The sequence below is a fragment of the Halomonas organivorans genome, assembly GCF_014192055.1.
Lineage (GTDB): Bacteria > Pseudomonadota > Gammaproteobacteria > Pseudomonadales > Halomonadaceae > Halomonas > Halomonas organivorans.
Genome location: NZ_JACHXM010000037.1, coordinates 14,708 through 33,344, shown reverse-complemented (window position 1 = coordinate 33,344; position 18,637 = coordinate 14,708). Strand labels below are relative to the sequence as shown.

General features: G+C 66.7%; 17 protein-coding genes and 2 tRNA genes. 8 read left to right on the top strand and 11 right to left on the bottom strand.

Going from position 1 to position 18,637, the window contains the following annotated elements:
- Nucleotides 1–159 precede the first annotated feature (159 nt).
- Nucleotides 160–236, bottom strand: a tRNA-Met gene (locus FHR96_RS20330).
- A 173-nt stretch (nt 237–409) separates the two neighbouring features.
- On the opposite strand from FHR96_RS20330, the gene leuA reads away from it, so the two are divergent.
- Nucleotides 410–2,104 (top strand): 2-isopropylmalate synthase, encoded by a 1,695-nt coding sequence (gene leuA, locus FHR96_RS20325; RefSeq protein WP_183389534.1) that lies wholly within the window; start codon nt 410–412, stop codon nt 2,102–2,104.
- Here the strand turns inward: leuA and FHR96_RS20320 are convergent.
- From FHR96_RS20320 to FHR96_RS20280, 9 genes are all read right to left on the bottom strand, one after another.
- Nucleotides 2,101–2,892 carry an AraC family transcriptional regulator gene (locus FHR96_RS20320; protein WP_183389533.1) on the bottom strand — a complete coding sequence of 264 codons (792 nt, stop codon included), beginning with the start codon at nt 2,890–2,892 and terminating at the stop codon, nt 2,101–2,103. The genes leuA and FHR96_RS20320 overlap by 4 nt on opposite strands.
- Nucleotides 2,893–2,971: 79 nt before the next feature.
- Nucleotides 2,972–4,063 (bottom strand): redox-regulated ATPase YchF, encoded by a 1,092-nt coding sequence (gene ychF, locus FHR96_RS20315; protein WP_183389532.1) that lies wholly within the window; start codon nt 4,061–4,063, stop codon nt 2,972–2,974.
- A 169-nt stretch (nt 4,064–4,232) separates the two neighbouring features.
- On the bottom strand, nt 4,233–4,817 hold the full coding sequence (gene pth / locus FHR96_RS20310) for an aminoacyl-tRNA hydrolase (RefSeq protein ID WP_183389531.1): 585 nt from the start codon (nt 4,815–4,817) through the stop codon (nt 4,233–4,235).
- 163 nt (nt 4,818–4,980) lie between these two features.
- Complete coding sequence (locus FHR96_RS20305) at nt 4,981–5,640, bottom strand: 50S ribosomal protein L25/general stress protein Ctc (RefSeq protein WP_183389530.1); 660 nt, start codon at nt 5,638–5,640, stop codon at nt 4,981–4,983.
- Between the two features lie 116 nt (nt 5,641–5,756).
- Nucleotides 5,757–6,698 (bottom strand): ribose-phosphate diphosphokinase, encoded by a 942-nt coding sequence (locus FHR96_RS20300; protein WP_183389529.1) that lies wholly within the window; start codon nt 6,696–6,698, stop codon nt 5,757–5,759.
- A gap of 61 nt (nt 6,699–6,759) precedes the next feature.
- A tRNA-Gln gene (locus FHR96_RS20295) sits at nt 6,760–6,834 on the bottom strand.
- 51 nt (nt 6,835–6,885) lie between these two features.
- The gene (gene ispE, locus FHR96_RS20290) at nt 6,886–7,743 is read right to left on the bottom strand and encodes a 4-(cytidine 5'-diphospho)-2-C-methyl-D-erythritol kinase (protein WP_183389528.1); all 858 of its coding nucleotides are present in this window, start codon (nt 7,741–7,743) and stop codon (nt 6,886–6,888) included.
- Nucleotides 7,736–8,353, bottom strand: a complete 618-nt coding sequence (gene lolB / locus FHR96_RS20285) for a lipoprotein insertase outer membrane protein LolB (RefSeq protein ID WP_183389527.1) — start codon at nt 8,351–8,353, stop codon at nt 7,736–7,738. Before lolB ends, ispE begins: the two co-directional genes overlap by 8 nt.
- Before the next feature lie 28 nt (nt 8,354–8,381).
- On the bottom strand, nt 8,382–10,106 hold the full coding sequence (locus FHR96_RS20280; protein ID WP_183389539.1) for a tetratricopeptide repeat protein: 1,725 nt from the start codon (nt 10,104–10,106) through the stop codon (nt 8,382–8,384).
- A 208-nt stretch (nt 10,107–10,314) separates the two neighbouring features.
- Between FHR96_RS20280 and hemA the strand changes: the two genes are divergently transcribed.
- The 5 genes from hemA to FHR96_RS20255 all read left to right on the top strand — a co-directional run bounded on the left by hemA (nt 10,315) and on the right by FHR96_RS20255 (nt 15,099).
- Nucleotides 10,315–11,583, top strand: a complete 1,269-nt coding sequence (gene hemA / locus FHR96_RS20275) for a glutamyl-tRNA reductase (RefSeq protein ID WP_183389526.1) — start codon at nt 10,315–10,317, stop codon at nt 11,581–11,583.
- A gap of 10 nt (nt 11,584–11,593) precedes the next feature.
- Nucleotides 11,594–12,685 (top strand): peptide chain release factor 1, encoded by a 1,092-nt coding sequence (gene prfA / locus FHR96_RS20270; protein WP_183389525.1) that lies wholly within the window; start codon nt 11,594–11,596, stop codon nt 12,683–12,685.
- Entirely contained in the window at nt 12,685–13,524 is an 840-nt protein-coding gene (prmC, locus tag FHR96_RS20265; protein ID WP_183389524.1) for a peptide chain release factor N(5)-glutamine methyltransferase, read from the top strand. The genes prfA and prmC overlap by 1 nt, the downstream gene beginning before the upstream one ends.
- 322 nt (nt 13,525–13,846) lie before the next feature.
- On the top strand, nt 13,847–14,347 hold the full coding sequence (locus FHR96_RS20260; protein ID WP_183389523.1) for an Lrp/AsnC ligand binding domain-containing protein: 501 nt from the start codon (nt 13,847–13,849) through the stop codon (nt 14,345–14,347).
- Nucleotides 14,348–14,352: 5 nt separating this feature from the next.
- On the top strand, nt 14,353–15,099 hold the full coding sequence (locus tag FHR96_RS20255; RefSeq protein ID WP_183389538.1) for a HesA/MoeB/ThiF family protein: 747 nt from the start codon (nt 14,353–14,355) through the stop codon (nt 15,097–15,099).
- Between the two features lie 80 nt (nt 15,100–15,179).
- On the opposite strand, the gene FHR96_RS20250 is transcribed toward FHR96_RS20255, so the two are convergent.
- On the bottom strand, nt 15,180–15,761 hold the full coding sequence (locus FHR96_RS20250) for a helix-turn-helix domain-containing protein (protein WP_343066388.1): 582 nt from the start codon (nt 15,759–15,761) through the stop codon (nt 15,180–15,182).
- Between the two features lie 160 nt (nt 15,762–15,921).
- On the opposite strand from FHR96_RS20250, the gene tdh reads away from it, so the two are divergent.
- Together tdh and kbl are read left to right on the top strand one after the other, a co-directional pair.
- On the top strand, nt 15,922–16,947 hold the full coding sequence (gene tdh, locus FHR96_RS20245) for an L-threonine 3-dehydrogenase (RefSeq protein ID WP_183389536.1): 1,026 nt from the start codon (nt 15,922–15,924) through the stop codon (nt 16,945–16,947).
- A gap of 195 nt (nt 16,948–17,142) precedes the next feature.
- Nucleotides 17,143–18,333, top strand: coding sequence for a glycine C-acetyltransferase (gene kbl / locus FHR96_RS20240; protein WP_183389522.1), 1,191 nt, complete (start codon nt 17,143–17,145; stop codon nt 18,331–18,333).
- Nucleotides 18,334–18,637 lie beyond the last annotated feature (304 nt).

The following is an 18,637-nucleotide window of genomic DNA, read 5'->3' as shown; positions in this document are numbered from 1 at the left end:
AGCCCGAAGCCCGAAGCCCGAAGCCCGAAGCCCGAAGCCCGAAGCCCGAAGCCCGAAGCCCGAAGCCCGAAGCCCGAAGCCCGAAGCCCGAAGCCTTTCTCGAGAGTTTACCGAAGCCAAAAAAGCCCGCCTGGCGAACCAGGCGGGCTTTTCGATGTTTGGTGGCTACGCCCTGACTCGAACAGGGGACCCCATCATTATGAGTGATGTGCTCTAACCAACTGAGCTACGTAGCCGGACAACGGGGGCGTATTCTACTGTTTTTGCCGTTCTTGTCAAATTGAAAGATGAGCTGCGGGTGGCGGTTGTGCGATGCCTGTCCATTTCGCGACGAAGGCCGTCTCGTACGCTGGCGAAGTCTCGATAGGGAAGGGGGAAGCTGATGGTTCTTTGACGAGGAGAACCCTAGATGCTGAAACATCCCGAACGTAAGTACCGTCCTTTTGCTTCCATCGAGCTGCCTGATCGTCGCTGGCCATCGCGTCGACTCGAGGCTGCTCCGCGTTGGTGCTCCACCGATCTGCGAGATGGCAATCAGGCCCTGATCGAACCCATGGGCATCGAGCGCAAGCGTCAGTTCTTCGATCTGCTGGTCAGGCTGGGATACAAGGAAATCGAGATCGCCTTTCCCGCAGCGTCCCAGACCGACTTCAGCTTCGTCCGTGGGCTCATCGATGGGGGCAGTATCCCCGACGACGTCTGGATTCAGGTCATCACCCAGGCCAGGGAGGACCTGATACGAGATACTCTGGAGGCGTTGAGAGGAGCGCCTCGTGCCATCGTGCACCTGTATAACGCGACTGCGCCGGTATTCCGTGAGCTGGTTTTCTCCCAGGGTCGGCAGGCCACGATCGACATGGCGGTTAGCGGGACTCGGCTGATCCGTGAGCTGTGCGAGGCGCAGCCGGAGACGGAATGGATCTACCAGTACTCGCCCGAGACCTTCTGCTTTACCGAGCCGGAGTTTGCCCTGGAGATTTGCGAGGCGGTGTGTCAGGCCTGGCAACCCTCGGCGGAGCGGCCCTTGATTCTCAATCTGCCGGCGACCGTGGAGGTGGCGACCCCCAACGTCTATGCCGATCAGATCGAGTGGTTCATGCGACACTTCTCCGATCTTTCCCATATCACGATCAGCGTGCACCCTCACAATGATCGTGGAACCGGTGTCGCCTGTGCCGAGCAAGCGCAACTGGCGGGTGCGGCGCGCGTCGAGGGATGCCTGTTCGGCAACGGTGAACGGACGGGCAATGTCGATCTCGTCACCCTGGCGCTCAACCTCTATACCCAGGGTATCGACCCAGGCGTCGATTTTTCTGATATGGCGGAGGTAGTCAGGGTGGTGGAGTCGTGCAATCAGCTGCCGGTGCATCCGCGACATCCTTATGCAGGTGAGCTGGTCTTTACGGCCTTTTCCGGCTCGCACCAGGACGCGATTCGCAAGGGCTTTGCTGCTCGCGCCAGTGATCCTGAGGGTTGCTGGCAGGTGCCGTATCTGCCATTGGATCCTGTCGATGTGGGGGCAAGCTATGAAGCAGTGATTCGCGTGAACAGCCAGTCCGGAAAGGGAGGGGTGGCCTGGCTGCTGGAGCAAGACCACGGGCTGAGAATGCCGCGCCGCCTGCAGATGGAATTCAGTCGCTTGGTACAGCGCGACTCGGATGCCAGCGGTCGAGAGCTCGACTCAGCGCGAATCTGGCAGTTATTTCGTGAGACCTACGGGCTGCATGGGACCCCCTTGATGGTACTTGGGGATTATCGCATCACAGGTGCTGGGGGTGGGGATGACCCTCGCGTCCAATGCTTTGAAGGGCTGCTGTGTCATGCCGGGCATACGCTGGCGCTTCAGGGGCACGGTGGTGGTGTGCTGGAGAGCGTAGTCGATAGCCTGCGTGGTCCGCTCGATCTTCGGTTGGATATCGTTGACTATCAGGAACATAGCTTGGGGGGCGATACCGAGAGTCGTGCCGTGGCTTACGTGGAGTGTCGGGATGAAGATGGCAATCATCGTTTCGGTGTTGCTGTCGAGGGAGACTCGACCGGTGCGGCGATCCGCGCTCTTCTGGGTGCGGCCGCGAGATTGTTGACGATCCGTCAGAGAACCTAGGTGCGCCAGGCGGGCGAGTTGGCACCGTGAGCTGGCTGCTTGCCGACGTAGAAGCTGGGAGGCACGCCGAGCGTGCGCCGGAACATGGCGGTAAAGGCGCTGGGGCTCTCATAGCCAAGATCCAGGGCAACATCGAGGACGCTGTGTCCGGCGGCCAGCGAATCCAGTGCCATCAGCAGGCGCAGTCGGCGTAGCCACTGAACGAAACTTAACCCTGTCTCGCGTTGAAACAGCCGCGTCAGGGTCTTGTCGCTCAAGCCTATGGATTCGGCCGCGGCCTGGCGCGTCCAGCTTTCACCGGGGGTCTCCCTGAGGCGTCGACAGAGCTCGGCGAGCACGGGGTTGCTTGGTGATGGCACGTTCAGGGCCAGAATGGGCAACACCCGAAGCTCGTCGAGGATGAGTTCCATGACTCGCTCGTCCCGCCCGCCAAGCGCATAGGAGTGGTCGATCTCCATGGCCGTGACGATCAGCTCGCGTAGCAGCGGTGAGATGTCTACTACTCGGCAACTTTCCGGAAGATCGGCGCGAGCCAGTGGGTCCACGAACAGGGTGCGCATTCTTACCTGGCCGGCGATCTTTAGATCATGTGCCACTCCGGCGGGGACCCAGACGCCACGCCCGGGAGGTACTACCCAGGTGCCGGCATCGGTATTCACCGTGACGACACCGCTCAGGGCGTGCAGGAGCTGCGCGTGGCCGTGCTGGTGTCGCGCGACGCGTGAGCCGTGCCGATAGTCGTGAGCCAGGGCGAAGATCGGCCTGGTGAGGATGGGGTCCTCTAACATGGCGGCATGGCCGATCGGAAGCTAGGCGACACCGGCGCTGGGCCGGTGTCGCAGGAAGCCGTCTGTCCGGGACAGGGCCTCAGACATTGAAGCGGAAGTGCACCACGTCGCCGTCCTTGAGCACGTAGTCCTTGCCTTCCAGGCGCCACTTGCCGGCATCCTTGGCGCCCTGCTCGCCGCCCAGAGAGACGAAGTCGTCGTAGGCCACCACTTCGGCGCGGATGAAGCCCTTCTGGAAATCGGTGTGGATCACGCCGGCACCCTCGGGGGCGGTGGCGCCGACCTTGACGGTCCAGGCACGCACTTCCTTCACCCCGGCGGTGAAGTAGGTCTGCAGGCCCAGCAGCTCGTAGCCGGCGCGAATCACGCGGTCCAGGCCGGGCTCTTCCATGCCCATCTCGTCGAGGAACATGGCACGTTCCTCGTCGTCGAGTTCGGCGATCTCGGCCTCGATCTGGTTGCACACCGGTACCACGACGGCGCCTTCCTCGGCGGCGATGGTCTTGACCGTCTCGAGGTAGGGATTGTCGTCGAACCCGTCCTCGTTGACGTTGGCGATGTACATGGTCGGCTTGAGGGTCAGGAAGCCGAAGCTCTTGAGCTGGCGCTTCTCGTCGTCGTCGAGGCCTGCGCTTCTCAGCGGCTGGCCCTCGGCCAGGTGCGGCTGGATGCGGTCGAGGATCGCCTTGGTGGCGATGGCCTCCTTGTCGCCGCCCTTGACCACGCGCACCAGGCGCTGGATGGCGCGATCGACGGTGTCCAGGTCGGCCAGCGCCAGCTCGAGGTTGATGGTCTCGATATCGGCCCGCGGGTCGACCTCGTTGGCCACGTGGATGACGTTGTCGTTATCGAAGCAGCGCACCACGTGGGCGATGGCCTGGGTCTCGCGGATGTTGGCCAGGAACTGGTTGCCCAGGCCCTCGCCCTTGGAGGCGCCCGCCACCAGACCGGCGATGTCGACGAACTCCATGGTGGTCGGGATGACCTTCTCTGGCTTCACGATCTCGGCCAGCCGGTCGAGACGCGGGTCCGGCATCGGCACGATGCCGACGTTGGGCTCGATGGTGCAGAACGGGAAGTTCTCGGCGTCGATGCCCGACTTGGTCAGGGCATTGAAGAGGGTGGACTTGCCGACGTTGGGCAGGCCGACGATACCGCAGTTGAAACCCATGGGTCGTTCCTGAAAGTGATGTGGTGCGCGCGAAAGTTCGTGGGCGCCATTGTACGAGAAGGTGCAGGGATGGGCTATAAGCTGGAAGAGCGCCGCTTCGCGGCTGGAAGCTTGAAGAATAAACTCCCCCCCTGGGAGGCGTGCTATATGCTGGCTTCCAGCTTCCAGCTTACGCCTTGAAGCTGTGCAGCCGTTGCATGGCTTTCGTCCAGTCGCCGGCCACGGCCTGGGGCAGGGTGGCCAGGCACTCGTCGATGGCCGCGTCGATGGCCCCTCGCTCGGCCTTGCCGGGGCGTCCCAGCACGTAGTTGGTGACCTGGCGGGCGTCACCGGGATGGCCAATGCCGATGCGCAGGCGGTGGAAGCCCTTGTCGTTGCCCAGCGCCCGGATGATATCGCGCAGGCCGTTGTGTCCGCCGTGGCCGCCGCCGGTCTTGTAGCGGGCCGTGCCCGGCGGCAGGTCGAGCTCGTCGTGAGCGACCAGCAGCTCATCGGGGGCGAGCTTGAAGAACTTCACCAGTGCCGCCACGGCGCCGCCGCTGCGATTCATGAAGGTGGTGGGCTCGAGCAGATGGAGTTCCTGGCCGTCCAGTTGGATGCGAGCGTAGCGGCCGAGGAACTTCTTGTCCGGGCGCAGCTCTCCGCCGGCCTGGCGCAGCAGGGTATCGAGCAGCCAGGCGCCGGCGTTGTGGCGGGTGGCCTCGTACTCGGTGCCGGGGTTGGCCAGTCCGATGATGGCTTTGACCTGACTCATCTTCACTGCCTCCAAACAATCTTCAGGAACGGGCGATGACGCCCGTATCGGCGATCCTCGGGGTGGCCGCCATGCTGGCGGACCACAAAAAAAATCAAGCGCCGGAGCGCTTGATCGGGATGACGCGGGCCGCGCCAGAGGGCGCGGCCCTGGCAACACCGAATTACTCGGCGCTGCCCTCGTCCTCGGCGCCGCCCTCGGCGGACTCGCCTTCTTCGCCTTCCTCGGCTTCGCCACCGCGGACCTTGGCCTGGGTGATGCTCAGCACCGCGTGGTCATGGTCTTCGCCGTGGGTCAGCTCGACCACGGTCACGCCGGCCGGCAGGCTCAGGTCGGACAGGTGCAGGGTGGTACCCAGGGCGACGTCGGCGACGTCGATTTCCAGGTAGTCCGGCAGGTCCTTCGGCAAGCAGCTGACCTCGACCTCGTTGGCCAGGATGTGCAGCTCGCCACCTTCGTCCTTGACGCCCTTGGCGGTCTCGGCGTTCACCACGTGCAGCGGCACGCGCATGGTGATCTCGTGGGTGGCATCGATGCGCATGAAGTCGGCGTGGGTCACCAGCGGCTTGTAGGGGTGACGCTGGAGGTCACGCACCACGACCTGCTGGGCCTTGCCGTCCAGCTGCAGGGTGATCACGGAAGAGAAGAAGGCCTCTTCCTCGATCGCCTTGTAGAAGGACGTCTTGTCGACGGAGATCGGCTGAGGGGCCTGCTCGCCACCATAGATGATGGCCGGGACTTGCTCGTTCGCACGACGCAGGCGGCGGCTCGCACCTTTCCCCAGGTCGTTACGAACGCTGGCTGTGAGAGTGTATTCGGACATGAGTTTGCCTCTTGCTTGAAGTAAGGAATCCACCGGCGCCCGCGACCAGACGGCGGTGGTTCCATTCGCCCCGGCGAGCCGGGGCACGTATCCGCGCGATGTTCCGCTGACGGTGCCTAGTGGAACATGGCGCTGACGGATTCCTCGTTGCTGACCCGGCGGATCGCCTCGGCGATCAGCCCGGCCACGCTCAACTGGCGGATGCGCCCGCTGCGGCGTGCGGTCTCGGACAGCGGGATGGTGTCGGTGACCACCACCTCGTCGAGCACCGAGCTGGTGATGTTGTCGACGGCGGGGCCGGAAAGGATCGGATGGGTAGCGTAAGCCACCACGCGGCGCGCGCCGTGATCCTTGAGGGCCTCGCCGGCCTTGCACAGGGTGCCGGCGGTGTCGATCATGTCGTCGACCACTACGCAGGTGCGGTTGTCGATCTCGCCGATGATGTGCATCACCTGGGCCTGGTTGGCCTGGGGGCGGCGCTTGTCGATGATCGCCAGGTCGGCGTTGAGCTGCTTGGCGATGGCTCGGGCGCGTACCACGCCGCCCACGTCGGGGGAGACCACCACCAGGTCGTCATAGTTCTGGCGCTCGATGTCGTCGAGCAGGATCGGCGAGCCGTAGACGTTGTCCACCGGCACGTCGAAGAAGCCTTGGATCTGGTCGGCGTGCAGGTCCATGGTCATCACCCGGTCGACGCCGGCCTTGACCATCATGTCGGCGACGATCTTGGCCGAGATCGGCACTCGGGCGGAGCGCACGCGACGGTCCTGACGGGCATAGCCGAAGTAGGGCACCACGGCGGTGACCCGGCTGGCGGAGGCCCGGCGCAGGGCGTCCACCATCAGGATCATTTCCATCAGGTTGTCGTTGGTCGGGGCACAGGTGGGCTGCAGGACGAAGACGTCCTTGCCGCGCACGTTCTCGTTGATCTCGACCGCGACTTCGCCGTCACTGAACTGGCCGACCGTGGCATTGCCCAGCCGGTTGTCCAGGCTCTCGGCGACCTTCTGGGCGAGTTCGGGATTGGCGTTCCCGGCGAAAACCATCAATTTTGACACGCGCAGCCACCTTTGCAGTGTTGGGACATCAGGGTTCGGATCGGATCGTCCGGAAGGGAAATGGCTGGGGTAGCAGGATTCGAACCTGCGCATGGCGATACCAAAAACCGCTGCCTTACCGCTTGGCTATACCCCAGCAACCTTTACCGTGCCGGATCGGGTCATGCCGACGTCATGGAGGGGTCGGTCATCGATCCAGAGCATCATGGAGAGGAGAGCGATTCCGCCCCCGGGCCTTGAAAGCCGTCCAGCGGCGTGGCATGTCGGCCAGCAGTGCCGCGGCATCGGCTTCATGGTCCAGACGGGCGAAGACACAGGCGCCGGTTCCGGTCAGCATGGCCGGTGCCCGGTCGCTCAACCAATCGAGCGCGATCTCGACCTCGGGATGCAGTACCCGGACCGTGGGCTCGCAGTCGTTGCGCCAGCTCGCCGTTCCCCCCTGAAGTGCGCGCGCCATGGTAATCGGGGGGGTGTCGCGTGTCAATTCCGCGGCCTGGAACACCGCCGGCGTGGATACGCTCACGCCGGGGTGGACGACCACGAACCAGGGGGTGTCGAGCTCCACCGGCGTCAGGCGTTCGCCGATGCCTTCCGCCCAGGCGGCGCGGCCGTGAACGAACACCGGCACGTCGGCGCCCAGCGCCAGGCCGAGCTCGGCCAGGACGTCGAGCGACTGGTCGAGGTCCCAAAGGCGGTTCAGGCCGAGCAGGGCGGTGGCGGCGTCGCTGCTGCCGCCCCCCAGGCCACCGCCCAGTGGCAGGCGCTTGTCGAGAAGAATGTCGGCGCCTTGCCGGCAGCCGGTGGCCTCGCGCAGCGTTCTCGCGGCGCGCAGGACCAGGTTGTCCGCCTCAATGACGCCGGGAAGCGTCGGCGACAGGCGTAGCTCGCCGTCGTCACGCGGCGAGAGCGTCAGGGCGTCGCCGTGGTCGAGGAACTGGAACAGCGTCTGCAGCTCGTGGTAGCCGTCGGCGCGCCGGCCGGTAATATGCAGCATGCGGTTGAGCTTGGCCGGCGCGGGCAGGATCAGGCGGCCGGCGTCAGACATCGGTGGTCTCAGGCTGCCAGCGGGTCACCACCAGGGTGACGTTGAGGTCGCCGTACTGCATCTTCATGCGGCGCGGCAGCCACAGGTCCTCGACGCGCATCCAGTCCAGGTAATCGATGGTCCAGCCATCCTGCTCCAGACGTTCCGGGAAGCCGCGTGCGTCGCGGGTCAACTGGTGCGGGCGGTCGTCGGCGGGCAGGCCGCGGACCCAGTCGCTCAGCGCGGCGACCGGCAGCGACCAGCCGAGCCGCTGCTCCATCAGCGCCTCGGGGCTCTCGGCCTCGAAGCGTCCTTCGCCGGTGGTCAGCGAGACGCGTCCCTCGCGCCCCTCCAGCACGCTTCGGCCGCTGCCGAAGGGCCCGCTGAGCAGCAAGCGGAAGTGGTAGGGCGTCTGGTTCCAGTCGAGGTTGGCGCTGGTGCTGTCCTCCGGGGTGCGCAGGCCGGCCTTGCCGGTCAGTTCCCAGGTCTGCATGGCTTCCAGTCGTACCTTCTGGGCTTGCCAGTCATCGGCGCTGCGCGCTGCGTCGGGGGCAGGCGTGCGGGCGGCGCAGCCGCCCAGCAGCAGGGCCAGGGCCAGGCCGGGTAGCAGGTAAGGCTTCGGGCGTCGCATGTTCGGGATCCCTCTCCGTCGCGGGGCATCAGGGGGCGAGCGCCGGCAGGCGCTCGAGCAGCTCGTCGATCCTTGGGCGCGGCTCGAAGCGTTCCACGGCGGTGGCCGTCAGCTCGCGGGCACGTTCCCGCTCGCCTAGGGTCCACAGCACTTCGATCAGGTGGGCGGCGACCTCCTGGTCGGGCATGGCCGCCCAGGCGCGCTCCAGCCAGGGCAGGGCTGCCTCGGGGTTGCCGAGTCGATACTCGACCCAGCCCCGACTGTCGATGATTGCCGGATTTTCGGGCTCGATCACCAGGGCGCGTTCGATCAGCGACCGGGCCTCCTCCAGACGCCCTTCGACGTTCTCGTCGGCCAGGGTGTAACCCAGGGCGTTCAGGGCGTTGGCGTTGCCGGGGTCGCTCTCGATGATGGCCCGGAGGTCGGCCTCCATGGCGGCCAGGTCGCCGCCCTGGTAGGCGCGCATGGCGCGCTGATAGCGTAGCTGGGCATCGTCGGGATGGCGGGCGAGGCGACTGTCGAGCAGGGCGTCGGCCTGTTCCCGGGCCCCGGCAGCGTCGAGCAGTTCGACCTCCAGGGACGTCAGTTGGGAAGCGAGATCGGGGTGATCCAGGCGCTCGCTGCGCAGGAAGGCGCGGGCATCGACCAGCCGGTCGTCGGCGATCAGCATGCGGGCGGCGCTCGCTCGGGCGAGCAGGAAGTTGTCGCCCGGGGGGACCTGGCGATAATAGAGGAGGGCGTTGTCCACCTCGCCTTGCTCCTCGGCGATACCGCCCAGCAGCAGGAAGACCACGTCCGGCGTGTTGTCCTCTTCCACGAGCGGCAGCAGCAGGCGGCGTGCCGCCGGTGGATGGCCTTCCTCGAGGTACAGGCGCGCCAGAGCCATGCGCAGCTGCGGCCGGTCGCCGTGATCGTCGAGCAGGGCATCGGTGGTGGATTCTGCCGCGGCAAGGTTGCCCAGACGGATCTCGGCACGGGCCAGGACCACTAGCAGGCGCGGATCGCCGGGGGCCAGATCCAGTCCGCGCCGGGCAATGGTGCGGGCGCGCTCGGGGCTGTCGGCTTGCAGGGCGACTTCGGCGCCGATGCGCCACACCGCGGGCCGTTCGGGATAGCGATCGGCGAGGCGGTCCAGGCGGCGGCGCGCCGCGGCTGGCTCGTCCACGCTCGCCTCCAGCAGGGCCGTGGCCAGTTCGATGTCCACCGGGTCGCCGGCCACGGGCGTCGCCTCGCGCAGCCGGGCGAGCAGCGGGACCGGCGATGCGCCGGCATCGAGGGCGCTCTCCACGAACTCGAGCAGGTCGCCGTCGCCGCCCTCTTCGTGCAGCGTCAGGCGCTGTTCCAGGGCGGTCGCCCAGTCGCCACGCTGGATGGCCAGGCTGGCCCGCAGACGGGCCGGCGCCTGGCTTTCGGGATCCAGGGCCTGCCAGCGTCGGGCGGCTTCCTCGAGCAATGCCGGGTCCTCGTCGAAGCGGGCAGCCAGGGCGGCACGTTCGGCCAGCTCGGGGGCGCCATAGCGCTCGGCGGTGTCGAGATAGCCGAGGGTGGCGCGGCGGTAATCGCCGCGCTGTCCGGCGATCTCTGCCACCAGCAGCGTCGACAGCCCCTGGGCGTCGAGGCCGCGGGTGACGGGCGGGGCGCCGGCCAGCGGATCCTCCGTCGGCGCCGTGGACGTGGCGCCGGAAAGGCTCTGGCAGCCGCCGAGCGCGATGGCCAGGCCGAGGGCGGCGAGGGGGCGTCGACGGAGGTGCATCTTGGGGGATCCGCAGGGCATGCCAGTCTCTTGATGTCAGTCGAGACGCCAGCATAACGGCTTGACTGCGTGGGGCAAAGCGACACGGTGTGTCGGGGCGCCGTGCGGCGATGGCCTGTGGTAGAATGTGGCGCCGTAGAGCGGTGGCGACGCCTCGCCGCGTGCCGCCCGACAACGCTGGATCACTATCGCGAAGACGCCGACACGCATGACGCTGCTTGCCCTGGGAATCAATCATCGGACCGCCACCATCGAGGTGCGCGAGCAGGTTGCCTTCACGCCCGCGCAGCTCGAGGCCGCATTGGCCGAGCTGCGCGGGCTGCCCGAGGTGCAGGAGGCCGCTGTCCTGTCCACCTGCAATCGCACCGAGCTGTATTGCGTCATCGACGAGGCCGGCGAACGGGCCATCCTGGCCTGGCTGGGGCGGTTCCACGGCCTGGCGGTGGACGAACTGACGCGCTGTGCCTACCACTACCTGGACGACGAGGCCGCGCGTCACCTGATGCGGGTGGCCGTCGGACTCGACTCGATGGTGCTGGGCGAGCCGCAGATTCTCGGCCAGCTCAAGGAAGCCTATCAGGTGGCGCGGCGCGTCCGGGGCATGGGCGGCGAGCTGGAGTGCCTCTTCCAGCAGACCTTCGCCGTGGCCAAGCGCGTGCGTACCGAGACCGGCATCGGCAAGAATCCGGTATCGGTGGCCTATGCCGCGGTCAGCCTGGCCAGTCGCATCTTCGACGATTTCTCGCGCTCGCCGGCGCTGTTGATCGGTGCCGGCGAGACCATCGAACTGGTGGCACGCCATCTTCACGAGGCAGGCGTGCGCCGGCTGACGGTGGCCAATCGGACCCGCGAGCGCGCCGAGCAGCTGGCCGGGCCGCTGGGGGGCGAGGCCATCACCCTCGACGAGATCCCCGAGGCGCTGATCGAGGCCGATATCGTGATCTCCTCCACCGCCGCGCCGTTGCCGATCCTCGGCAAGGGGATGATGGAGCGCGCGCTCAAGCGGCGCCGTCATCGGCCGGTGTTCATGGTCGACATCGCCGTGCCTCGCGACATCGAGCCGGAGGTGGGCGATCTCTCCGACGTCTTCCTCTATACCGTCGACGATCTCGAGGAGGTCATCGAAGAGAACCGCCGTCATCGCCAGGTGGCCGCCGACCAGGCCGAGTCGCTGATCGAGCATGGCGTCGACCGCTGGCAGCACGAGCGTCGCCTGCGCAGCGGCGGCGAGCTGATTCGCGACGTGCGTGCCCGGGGCGAGGCGCTGCGTGACCAGGCCCGGGACCAGGCCCTGGAACGCCTGGCGCGCGGCGAGGATCCCGAGGCGGTGGTGAACCGCCTGGCTCACCAGCTCACCAATCGGCTGCTGCACCGGCCCACGGTCGCCCTGCGCGAGGCCGCCAGCGACGAACGACGCGAGCTGCTGGCCGCTGCCACGGCGCTGCTGCTCGACGACTCTTCCGACACTTCCCGATAGGACATCCTTGATGAAAGCTTCCCTGCGTCAGCGCCTCGACGCCTTCGCCGAGCGTTTCGAGGAGCTCGCCGCCCTGCTGGCGGACCCCGAGGTGATCGCCGACCAGGCCCGCTTCCGTGACTATTCGCGCGAGTACGCCGAGCTCGAACCGCTGGTGGAGGCCTGGCGCGAGCATCGTGGCGTGGAGGGTGACATCGAGGCCGCCGAGGCCCTGGTCGGCGACGCCGATGCCGATATGCGCGAGATGGCCGAGCTCGAACGCGACGAGGGGCGGGCACGTCTCGAAGCGCTCGAGGGCCGCCTCAAGCAGCTGCTGATTCCCCGCGATCCGGACGATGCCGGCAACGTCTTCCTGGAGGTCCGTGCCGGCACCGGCGGCGACGAGGCCGCGCTGTTCGCCGGCGATCTGTTTCGCATGTATTCCCGCTACGCAGAGCAGCATGGCTGGAGGGTGGAAGTGGTCAGCGCCAGCCATGGTGATCAGGGGGGCTACAAGGAGATCATCTCGCGTATCAAGGGCGAGGGCGTCTATGGGCGCCTCAAGTTCGAGTCCGGCGCCCATCGGGTGCAGCGCGTGCCCGCTACCGAGTCCCAGGGACGCATCCACACCTCGGCCTGCACCGTGGCGGTGATGCCCGAGGCCGACGAGGTCGGCGACGTCGACATCAACCAGAATGACCTGCGCGTCGACACCTTCCGCTCCAGCGGCGCCGGCGGCCAGCACGTCAACACCACCGACTCGGCGATCCGCATTACCCACCTGCCCACCGGGATGGTGGTGGAGTGCCAGGAGGAGCGCAGCCAGCACAAGAATCGCGCCAAGGCCATGTCGCTGCTCGCCGCGCGCCTCAAGCAGGCGGCTCAGGACAGCCAGCGACAGCAGCAGGCCGATGAGCGGCGTTCGCTGGTGGGTTCCGGCGATCGCAGCGAGCGCATCCGCACCTACAACTTTCCTCAGGGCCGAGTGACCGACCATCGCATCAACCTGACGCTCTACAAGCTGGGCGAGGTGATCGGCGGCGAGCAACTCGACGAGGTGATCGAGCCGCTGATCCAGGAGCATCAGGCCGAGCAGTTGGCCGCCCTGCAGCAGGAGGCCTGATGCGCCTCGATCTGCTGCTGGCCCGCGCCGCCCAGCGTCTGCTGGATGCCGGCTCACCGAGTGCCCGGCTCGATGCCGAGGTACTGCTGTGTCACGTGCTGGGCGTCGATCGCACCTGGCTCTATACCTGGGGCGATCGCGAAGCCGACGCCGAGGCCGAAGCACGTTTCGAGGCGCTGCTCGCCGAGCGCGAGGCGGGCCATCCGGTGGCTCACCTGACCGGCGAGCGCGAGTTCTGGGGGCTGCGGTTCGCCACCTCGGCGGCGACCCTGATCCCGCGCCCGGACACCGAGACCCTGGTGGAGGCGGCACTGGCCGTGGCCGGTGAGAGCGGCCGGCTGCTCGATCTGGGCACCGGCACCGGCGCGGTGGCCCTGGCATTCGCCAGCGAACGGCCGGGCTGGCGCGTGACCGGCGTCGACCTGCGCGCCGAGGCGGTGGCCCTGGCCCGCGGCAACGCCGCACGGCTCGCTATCGACAGCGCGCGTTTTTTCGTCAGCGACTGGTTCGCGGCAGTGGAGGACAACGGCGGCGAGCGCTTCGAGCTGATCGTGTCCAATCCGCCCTACATCGCCGACGACGATCCGCACCTGGCGCGCGGTGACGTGCGCTTCGAACCGCGTAGCGCCCTGGTGGCGGCCGACGAGGGGATGGCCGACCTGCGGCATCTGGTCGTCGAGGCCCTGGCGTACCTGACTCCCGACGGCTGGCTGATGCTGGAGCACGGCGCGGGGCAGGCGGCCGCGGTGCGCGCGGCTCTCTCCGAGGCCGGCTATCGCGAGGTGGATAGCCGTCGCGATCTGGGCGGGCATGAGCGGGTCAGCCTGGGGCGACGTTGAGAGCGCCGATTTATTGCTGCGCTCGGTATACTGGCCACCGGCGGTACTCGTGCGCGAGCCCGGTCAACATCCTCATTTACTGCCACGTAAACTCCGGTCTTTGCGTTCCGGCGATGGCCAGTCTCCCATCGCTCGCGACATAAATCGGCGCTTCCTCGAGGAGCGGACTGGAGCCGCCCCGGTGAGGTGTGGTACACCTGAAAAACAGAAAAAAACGCCAGCCGTCGTCGACTATTCATGCATGCATTCCAAGAGCGCGCCGTTTTGCGGTGATTTTCAGAGGAACATGCGGCGGCGGCCCGATCGACGCACCTGGACCACAATGAAAACCAAGACCCGTTCGCTCGACCGTATCGACCTCAAGATCCTGCGCTGCCTGCAGGACAATGCTCGTATCTCATACGTCGACCTGGCCTCTCAGGTCGGGCTTTCCACCACCCCTTGCCTCGAGCGCGTCAAGCGTCTCGAGCGCTCCGGCGTGATCCGTGGCTACAAGGCGCTGCTCGACCCGCGAGCCTTGAAGGCCAATCTGCTGGTGTTCGTCGAAATCAGCCTGGAGACGCAGTCGCCTTCGGTGTTCGATGAGTTTCGCCGTGCGGTGGCCAAGCTGCCGCAGATCCAGGAGTGTCACCTGGTGTCGGGGCAGTTCGACTACATCCTCAAGTGTCGGATCCCGGAGATGTCTGCCTATCGCCAGCTGCTCGGCGAGGTGGTGTTGACCCTGCCCGGCGTGAAGGAGTCCAAGAGCTACGTGGTGATGGAAGAGGTCAAGGAAGAGTTCTCCCTCTACGTGCCCGACGTCGAGGAGTTCGAGGACAAGTGAGCGACATGAACGACGAGGCGCTGTTGCGCTACAGCCGCCAGATCATGCTCGAACAGATCGAGATCGCCGGCCAGGAGCGCCTGCTGGCCGGCCACGCGCTGGTGATCGGGGCGGGCGGGCTGGGCTCGCCGGTGGCCCTGTACCTGGCCGCCGCCGGGGTCGGTCGTCTGAGCATCGCCGATGACGACGTAGTGGAGCTCTCCAACCTCCAGCGACAGGTGGCTCATGGCATGGCCGATCTGGGGCGTGCCAAGGCCGAGTCGGCGCGGGAAGCCGCCCTGGCGGTCAACCCCGACTGCGACATCCAGGCGCTTACCGAGCGCCTGGTCGGTGAGACGCTGGCCGCCGCGGTGGCCGAGGCCGACGTGGTGCTCGACTGCACCGACCGCTTCGAGAGCCGCTATGCCATCAACGCCGCCTGCCGGGCCGCTGGCGTACCTTTGGTCTCCGGGGCGGCAATCCGCTTCTCCGGACAGCTCGCGGTGTTCGACCCGCGCGATCCGGCGAGCCCCTGCTATGCCTGCCTGTATCCCCCGGGAGAGGGCGGCGACGAGGAGCTGCGCTGCGCCGAGAACGGCGTGGTGGCCCCTTTGGTCGGGCTGATCGGCTGCTTCCAGGCGCTCGAGGCGGTGAAGCTGCTCGCCCAGGCCGGTCGGGTACACGAGGGACTGTCCACCTTCGACGGCCTCAGCGGCCAGTGGCGACACTTCCGCGTGCCCCGCGATCCCGCCTGCCCGGTGTGCGGCGGCTGATCCGCTAGCCCACCCGCGAGGCGCCGTGGCGGGCGCCTCACCCCTCACTACTCACTATATTCACCACTCACTATTCACCGCTACTCGTAGGTCACCACCAGGAAGGCCAGCAGCTCGTCGTCGCTCTCGTTCTCGATGACGTGCTCCTGGTCGGCGTGGTAGTGCGCTGAATCTCCCACGGCCAGCAGGCACTCGTTGTCGCCGGCAACCACCCGGGCGCTGCCCCGGGTAATGGTCAATAATTCCCGTGTGCCCTCGAAGTGGGGAGCGCTGCGCAGGCTCGCGTGCGGGGCGATGCGCAGCTCGTAGAACTCGACGTGTTTTTCCAGATGCAGCGGTGAGAGAGTGCGGATGCGGCATTCGCGGTCGTCGCGGAACAGGTGGGTGGCATCGTCGCCGCGGACTACCTCGATGGTGGAGGCGGTCCAGGGCTGGTCGACCAGGTCGCCGATGCTCAGGCCGAAGGCCTGGGCGATGCGCAGGGTCACCGCCAGGGTAGGGTTGGCCCGGCCGCGCTCGATCTGGCTGAGCATCGAGCGGCTGACCCCGCAGGCCGATGCCAGCTGGTCCAGGGTCAGGCCGCGTTTCTTGCGCAGCTCGATGACGCGGTCGCAGAGCAGCTGGCCGCCGTGCTCATGTGGCTCGGGGGACGTCGTGGACACCCGGGGCCTCCTTGGAAATCCAGTATGATGGAATTTTTTCTTGCATAGGGGATTTTGTCCACTATGCTGGAATTAATTCTTCCATGGTAACCATCCCGGCAGGGATTGCCAGCCAGGGAGATCATTCATGGAAGCCAGCTACGACAACCAGGAGGCGAGAATGAAGGCGCTAGTCAAGCGGGAGGCCGCCCCCGGGCTCTGGCTCGAGGACGTCCCCGAGCCCGAGGTCGGCATCAACGACGTACTGGTGCGGGTCAAGCGAACCGCCATCTGTGGAACCGACCTGCATATCTACAACTGGGACCAGTGGGCGCAGCAGACCATTCCCGTGCCCATGGTGGTCGGTCACGAGTTTGTCGGCGAGATCGTCGAGGTGGGGTCCAACGTCAACGACTTCCACCCCGGCCAGATCGTCTCGGGGGAGGGCCACGTGGTCTGCGGGCGCTGCCGCAACTGCCTGGCCGGGCGTCGGCACCTGTGCGCCCATACGCGTGGCATCGGCGTCAATCGCCCAGGGGCCTTCGCCGAGTACGTGGTCCTGCCAATGTCCAATGTCTGGGAGCATCGCCCGGGCATCGACCTGGACGTGGCGGCGCTGTTCGACCCGCTCGGCAACGCCGTGCATACCGCCCTGCAGTTCGACGTGCTCGGCGAGGACGTGCTGATTACCGGTGCCGGGCCGATCGGTGCCATGGCCGCTGCGGTGTGTCGCCATGCTGGAGCACGCCACGTAGTGATCACCGACCTCAATCCCCGCCGCCTGGCGCTGGCGAAGGCCCTGGGCGCCACCCGCACCGTCAACGCCGCCGAGGAGAGCCTGGCCGAGGTGCAGCGCTCGCTGGGGATGTCGGAAGGCTTCGACGTGGGCCTTGAGATGTCCGGCAGCCCGGCGGCCTTCAAGGACATGCTGGCCAGCATGTGCCACGGTGGAAAGGTGGCGATGCTCGGCATTCCCACCGAGGACCTGGCCATCGACTGGAACACCGTGATCTTCAACATGCTGACCATCAAGGGCGTCTACGGCCGGGAGATGTACGAGACCTGGTACAAGATGTCGGTGCTGGTGGAATCGGGCATGGACATCTCGCCGGTGATCACCCACCGCCTGCCCTATACCGACTTCGAGCAGGGCTTCCAGGCCATGCTGGCCGGCGAGGCCAGCAAGGTGATCCTCAACTGGGAGTGAGTCGGTCTCTTGTTTCCAGCAGGGGGACGAGCTGTTCCGGTCACCAGTCTCGCGAGGGCGCTGTAAACCCATCCCAGGGCGCTATTTTTGCCATTCATGGCAAAAATCCTCGCTTCGACTGGCTCCCGGCACTCATCGACACTGGCCATCAAGCCCTGAGCGAAGAGGGCGTAGTAACGGGAAGGATACGACACCATGTACGGCGACTTTCAGCGGCACCTGCGCGACGAGCTCGCGGTCATCGACGAGGCCGGCCTGACCAAGCGCGAGCGCGAGCTGGCCACGCCCCAGGGGGCCCATGTGGGCGTGGCGAACGACGGGGAGGTACTCAACCTCTGCGCCAACAACTACCTGGGGCTGGCCCAGCACCCCGAGGTCAAGTCGGCCGCCATGGCCGGCCTGGACGAGTGGGGCTACGGCCTGGCCTCGGTGCGCTTCATCTGCGGTACCCAGACCCTGCACAAGACCCTCGAGGCCCGGCTCAGCGAGTTCCTGGGCACCGAGGACACCATTCTCTACCCGTCCTGCTTCGACGCCAATGGCGGCCTGTTCGAGACGCTGCTGGGGCCCGAGGACGCGGTGATCTCCGACGAGCTCAACCACGCCAGCATCATCGACGGCGTGCGGCTGTGCAAGGCCAAGCGCTATCGCTACCGCAACAGCGACATGGCGGACCTGGAGGCCCAGCTCCAGGCTGCCGACGCGGCGGGCGCGCGTTTCAAGCTGATCACCACCGACGGTGTCTTCTCCATGGACGGCTATATCGCCAGGCTCGACGAGATCTGCGACCTGGCCGAACGCTACCAGGCCCTGGTGCATGTGGATGACTGCCATGCCACCGGCTTCCTGGGGGAGGGCGGTCGAGGCAGCCACGAATATCGCGGCTGCCTGGGGCGCGTCGATATTCTCACCGGCACGCTGGGCAAGGCGCTGGGCGGCGCCAGCGGCGGCTATACCAGTGCCCGGCGCGAGATCGTCGAGCTGCTGCGCCAGCGTTCGCGGCCCTACCTGTTCTCCAACACGGTGGCCCCGCCGGTGGTCGCAGGCGCCCTCAAGGCCCTGGAACTGGCCGGCGAGTCCAGTGAGCTGCGTGACCGGCTCAAGGAGAACACTGCGTTCTTTCGCCAGGGGCTCGTGGACCTGGGCTTCGAGCTGTTGCCCGGCGAGCATCCCATCGTGCCGGTGATGCTGCATGATGCCGCCCTGGCGGCGCGCTTCGCCGAGGAGATGCTGGCCGAAGGCGTCTACGTGATCGCTTTCTCCTATCCGGTGGTGCCCAAGGGCCGCGCGCGCATTCGCACCCAGGTCTCGGCGGCCCTGACTCGCGAGGATCTCGAGGGTGCCCTGTCGGCCTTCGGTCGGGTGAAGGCACGCCTGGGGCTGTAGCGGCCCGGTAGCCGCATATCGATCGACGGCAAGCCGTGCGCCGTCGATCGATGCCGTTCGGCGGTGTCGCGACACTCGTGGTGCCCTTCACGGCTTTCCCTGAATGGGCGCTGCGAGAGCCATTCGACGGGTCATTACCCGGCCCGACGCCTTCCTTCGCGCTCGTTGCCACCGGCCCCTTGCCGTTGCGCCCGTCACCCACGAGAATCGACTCGCGGGCGTTTTTTCCTGGCATATCAGCTCACTGGCGGCTCGCCTCATCTTGATGCAGCTCCTGCGTTTCAAGGTTGCAAGATATTCAACG